The organism is Deltaproteobacteria bacterium, from assembly GCA_018668695.1.
Taxonomy (GTDB): domain Bacteria; phylum Myxococcota; class XYA12-FULL-58-9; order XYA12-FULL-58-9; family JABJBS01; genus JABJBS01.
The window spans coordinates 1-4,735 of sequence record JABJBS010000127.1 but is presented as its reverse complement, the minus strand read 5'-3'; the positions used below and the strand labels follow the sequence as shown (position 1 = coordinate 4,735).

Genomic DNA, 4,735 nt, shown 5'->3' with positions numbered 1-4,735 from the left:
CTGGATGTTGTTCCTTCTAAGATGTCTGCGGGTGCCAGCAAGTACGCAAATCTATCCAGTATTTATGTAGCGGGCACGAACGCATCAAGCCTGGTTTTTGCTGAAGATGCCTCTAGCTTTGAAGGCTTCTACGGATTTTCACCTGAAGGTGATGTGATTGGCGGCGGTTTCCCCGTGCGTATCCCCAACACCACAGGTCTTGCGGCAGGTACAGCAGTTGACCTCTACGCGTTGGGCGGCATCGCTTGTAACAAGCCAGACGGCGAGCACATTCCTGAAGGCGAGCTTGCGAACGTAGGCACTGGAAGTGTTGCTTCCGATGGTGCAACCATTACGTTTCCAGAAGACGTGGTTTTGCCATGCATGACTTGGATGGCTTACAAAGCTCAGTAAGGTAATTCAATGATGGTCAAGAATTTGAAATTGGCAGCCAGCTTACTGGCTGCGTTTTCGTTAGCTTCGTGCGGTGGACAGCATCTGGGTGAAGAGAGCGGCGTGGGCGATGATACCGTTGCTTTACCTGCCCTTGTTACCGGGAATGCTGCATGTCAAAGCGATAGCTATGCCGCAGGTCCTTACGGTAAGATCCAGGGTGCTACTCTCATCAATCATTGTTTTGAAACCAGTGAGGGAGATTATTTCTCTCTGGCTGATATCTACAATGATGAAGGGGCTAAGCTGCTTTTGATTACCACTTCTGCGGGCTGGTGCTCAGCGTGTATTGAGGAACAGCCGTATCTGGAGCAATGGTACACAGACCATTATGAAGATGGTTTACGGGTACTCGTGACCCTATTCGAAGATGAAAACTTGGTACCGGCCAATTCTGGCTATGCCAGCGATTGGAAAAGTCGGTTCAGTTTGACCTTTCCTGTGGTGGCAGACCCAGCCGTTGCGTTTGATGCTCTAGAAGACGAGCGCACTCAAATGGGCTGGTATTACAATACAAGCATGGCTCCTATGCAGATGCTGGTAAATGCCAAGACCATGAAAATCCTTTCACTTGATGTGGGCGCTACCACCGATACTCTTTATGAGAAGATTCAGGGAAATTTATAATGAGAAAAACTCTTTCATCTTTCGTTCTGGCTTGTTTCGTATTGAGCGGTACACCAGTTCTCGCCGATGGTTTAGCTGCGAAAGACAAACGTTCTGAAGTGGCTGATTTTGAGCTTAGTGATGTTAAAGGAAAAGACGTCAAACTTAGCTCCTACAAGGGCAAGGTCGTGGCGGTGAGCTTTTGGGCAAGCTGGTGCGAGCCATGCAAACAAGAGCTTAGCTTTTTGCATAAGTACAAGAAGGCCAATCCCGATAAAGACTTCGAGATCATTGCGGTGGCAACGGATGCACCTGAAACGATTTCTAAAGTGAAAAGTATCGTGAAGCGCAAGAAGTGGAAATTTGCAGTTCCACTGGACACTGAAGGTAAAGTTTCAGCTCTTCTCAACCCACGGGGTGCCACGCCATTTGCGATGTTCATCGATAAAGATGGTAAACTTGCTTATAGCCACGAAGGCTTTAAGAGCGGCGATGAAGAAAAGTACAAGCCACTGATCAACACTCTTCTAAGTGAGTAATTCAATATGAGACGTGCTCTTTTGGTGAGTTGCCTCCTGGCAGCCATGACTCTACCGGCTTATTCGCATGCAGGTGTCCAAGTGACCAATACATTGGAGACGGCATGGAATGCAGATAATAAGAATGGTCCAACCACAGACCAACCTTATGACGATAACTACGGTTACGCGGTTAACAGGTTAAATATTGTCGGTTCCAGCGGTGATATCTCGACGTTGATTCGTATTGATGCTTGGCGTTATCTGAAACGGCCGACCACGAAGTACAAAGGCAAAATACTGCCCGAGCGCTTGCAAATTGGTTACAAGATGGATGACTGGAAGCTCACCGTGGGCGACTTTTATAAGCAGCTTGGCCGCGGCCTCGTGCTCTCATTTCGTAAGGGTGATGAGGTTTCGGCAGATACTGCCATTCGAGGGGCTGAACTTATTTACTCGGCATCGGGTCACAAGGTGACTCTCTTTGGCGGGTATCGAAACCAAGCCAATTTCGATCCTGTTACCAAGCTCTACTATGACGAAGAAGACGATACGCTGGCTGGTTTTCAATATGTCTACAACGGGTTTGATTTGGTCAATATCGGGACGCACGGACTTTTCTATCAGCCAAACGTAAGAACCATTGAGTCGTACACAAACACTGAAGGTGAATCTGCGGAATACATCCCGGTTAAGAACTTTTTGACGGGTGGTATGTATCTGGATGCACCAGATTTAACGGATTGGTTTGGGCTCTATGTTGAGGCCAATGCTCAGCGCAGGCATGAGTCACCAGGCACACCGGTGAGTACTTTTGGAGAGATCAGTCTTACTGAACAATCCAACGAATTGGGTCTGTCGACTTTTGCCGGCATGAACTTTTTCCTCGGTGATTTTCAGATAACGACTGAACTCTTGCACATTGATAATTTTGATCAGGGTGAACGCATTGCGGGTACCGCGAACCGAATTCAAAATGGCTCTTTGGTAAACGGTGACGCGCGGCCTATTGGTGAAAAAACGTTGAACATGCGTCCACCCACGTTGGTCCGTCAGCAAGACGAGATCACTTCGGTGAGAGACGTTACGGGCGGTTCTGCTCAACTGGAATACTATATCGAGGATCACGAACTCACGTTGGCCGTTAAGGGTGCTTACCGACTTAACGGGGAGTCCCGAGACATTCATGAATTGCTGGCCTACGGCTCCGTGCAGTGGTCTGGAGGCGGTTCACGTATCAAGGTTGAGTCGGGCTTTTGGAACACCGTGGACACAACAAAAGACGAGGTTATTAAAGACAAGCTCTTTTTGTATGTCGACTGGGTTCAGCATGTAAGCGGTAAATGGTCGATTCAAACCATCACCGATACTGAATACCGTATGACGGAAGATTATATTCGCGGCAGCACATATCTAACGCTTCTTAAATCAGGTCTGGGTGACATCACTTTTGAGTTTGGACATGATGTTGACCAAAGTGGCCAAGACGCCTCCTCTACAACCGGCACTAAGGAACTCCAATACTTCTACGCGGGTCAGATTTCTGCAGAAGTGGCCGATGGCTGGAAGGTGACCGCAACCGGTGGTTCTCAGCGTGGTGGTCTTAAATGCATCGCGGGCATTTGCCGATGGTTCCCACCTTTTGCTGGCGGGCGTATAGAAGTTGTATCTCGCTTCTAGGTGCACATGATGGGGGCCAACACGCAGCTAAGCAAAGCGGCTCTCGCATCTCTTAAAGCTATTTCCGTAGCATCCAAGACCCATGGCTTAAGTTTTTGGCAGTCGCCCTCAGGCAAGATTGTGGTGACTCTCGGTGAGGTTCATCTCAAACTCAAGAGAGCCAAACTGCTGGGTAAAAGCGCGGTCGACGCTTTCGAGCTGCGGGCAGTTGAGGGCATGCGATTTTGGCAACCCAGTCTCTCTACCACCTTTGCAAAGTGTCTTGGATTCCTACTGGTCTTCCCGCAACTTCTGATTCGTAAGCTCACTGCGAATCAGGTGAAGGGTTCCACCATTCTGGATGCGTGGGCAGCGACTCACGGAAAAACTGAGGCCCTTGAAAAGGGATTTAAGCCCGGTATTCGCACTTGGTGGGCTTTGATTGGCTTAACTTCATTTGCCCCAGCGATGTCTCTGGGTATCTGGTTACTCATTCATTACCCGATGCCGTATTGGTTTGAGATGGGGGTGCTGGGTTACGAAATGTATTTTGTGGCAGGTCTGATTCCCTCGCTTCTTTTACGGCACCACAGTTGGGCAATTTTTATTCACCCACTGGCAGGTCTTATCTACGAACGTGATCGATATATGGGTGAGCAACTGGTGAGGGTGCTTGAAGAGAGCAGTGAGCAAGCCGCACTTGCCATTATGGGCCGTGCACACTTAAAGGGTTTTGGGTTGGTGCTACAAAGCCACGGTTTTACAAAGGTAGAAGCCAGTGAAGTGCTTCCAGATTACATCGTGTCCGCTACTTAAATCAGACAAAAAAAAAGCCCAGGCTCGCGCCCAGGCTTTTCTCAATTTCAAGTCTTAACTTATTGTGCGTTGGCTATGTTTACCAAATTGGTGAGGTAGCTACGCATGTTTGTCTCGGGGAGAGCTCCATTGAACTGGTCGTGGAAGTTCATGTCGGTCACCTTGAGCGCGACGTTGATGGGCATGCCGCCCGCGCCGCGGAAGCCGGTGTTTAGACTTCCAGAGACAGCAGGGAATTCCCACGCATAGCCGTTTGCGTAGCCACTTGCGTACTCAGTCGTTGCAGGATTGTAGCTTTGGTCTTGGCTAACAACACCTACAATCAAAAGCCCCTGATCTTTAAGCTCGTTATAAAGAGCGTTAAGATAAGAAGATTCTTCGCCGCACCAATAACACCAACCAGCAGTTTCTACGAGAAGGACTGCCGTGATGTTACCTTGATGGGCTGGGCTGTTTAAATACAGGGCGGTTAAGTCAAAAACTTCTGTGTTGCCTGCGAGATCGATGGCCGCTTGGTTGGCGGGAACAAATTTCATGTTCTCTGCAACCATACCTTGAGTGGCGCCATATGGCCCTGGAGGGTAGGTGAAGTTTTCCATGCAGCCGTCTATATTTACGGTGCAGCTTTCTGGGTCACAAGCCAGCGCTCCACCGCCAAATTCACCGAAGCTTGGAATCGCGGAGCAGCCTTTGAGTTGAAAGTG

Annotated in this window: 6 protein-coding genes; 5 read left to right on the top strand and 1 reads right to left on the bottom strand. The window is 49.0% G+C overall.

Annotated elements, in window-relative coordinates; all coding sequences use genetic code 11:
• The 5 genes from HOK28_07090 to HOK28_07070 form a co-directional block, all read left to right on the top strand.
• Positions 1 to 393 (top strand): hypothetical protein (locus HOK28_07090; protein ID MBT6432839.1); only part of this gene is annotated, 393 nt, incomplete at its 5' end.
• Positions 394 to 402: 9 nt separating this feature from the next.
• Positions 403 to 1,059, top strand: a complete 657-nt coding sequence (locus HOK28_07085) for a redoxin domain-containing protein (protein ID MBT6432838.1) — start codon at positions 403 to 405, stop codon at positions 1,057 to 1,059.
• Complete coding sequence (locus tag HOK28_07080; protein MBT6432837.1) at positions 1,059 to 1,577, top strand: TlpA family protein disulfide reductase; 519 nt, start codon at positions 1,059 to 1,061, stop codon at positions 1,575 to 1,577. The genes HOK28_07085 and HOK28_07080 overlap by 1 nt, the downstream gene beginning before the upstream one ends.
• 6 nt (positions 1,578 to 1,583) lie before the next feature.
• The gene (locus tag HOK28_07075; GenBank protein ID MBT6432836.1) at positions 1,584 to 3,236 is read left to right on the top strand and encodes a hypothetical protein; all 1,653 of its coding nucleotides are present in this window, start codon (positions 1,584 to 1,586) and stop codon (positions 3,234 to 3,236) included.
• Positions 3,237 to 3,245: 9 nt separating this feature from the next.
• Positions 3,246 to 4,031, top strand: coding sequence for a hypothetical protein (locus HOK28_07070; protein ID MBT6432835.1), 786 nt, complete (start codon positions 3,246 to 3,248; stop codon positions 4,029 to 4,031).
• A 59-nt stretch (positions 4,032 to 4,090) separates the two neighbouring features.
• Here HOK28_07070 and HOK28_07065 read toward each other — a convergent pair.
• Positions 4,091 to 4,735, bottom strand: a 645-nt coding sequence (locus tag HOK28_07065) for a redoxin domain-containing protein (GenBank protein ID MBT6432834.1), incomplete at its 5' end; no start/stop codon positions are given.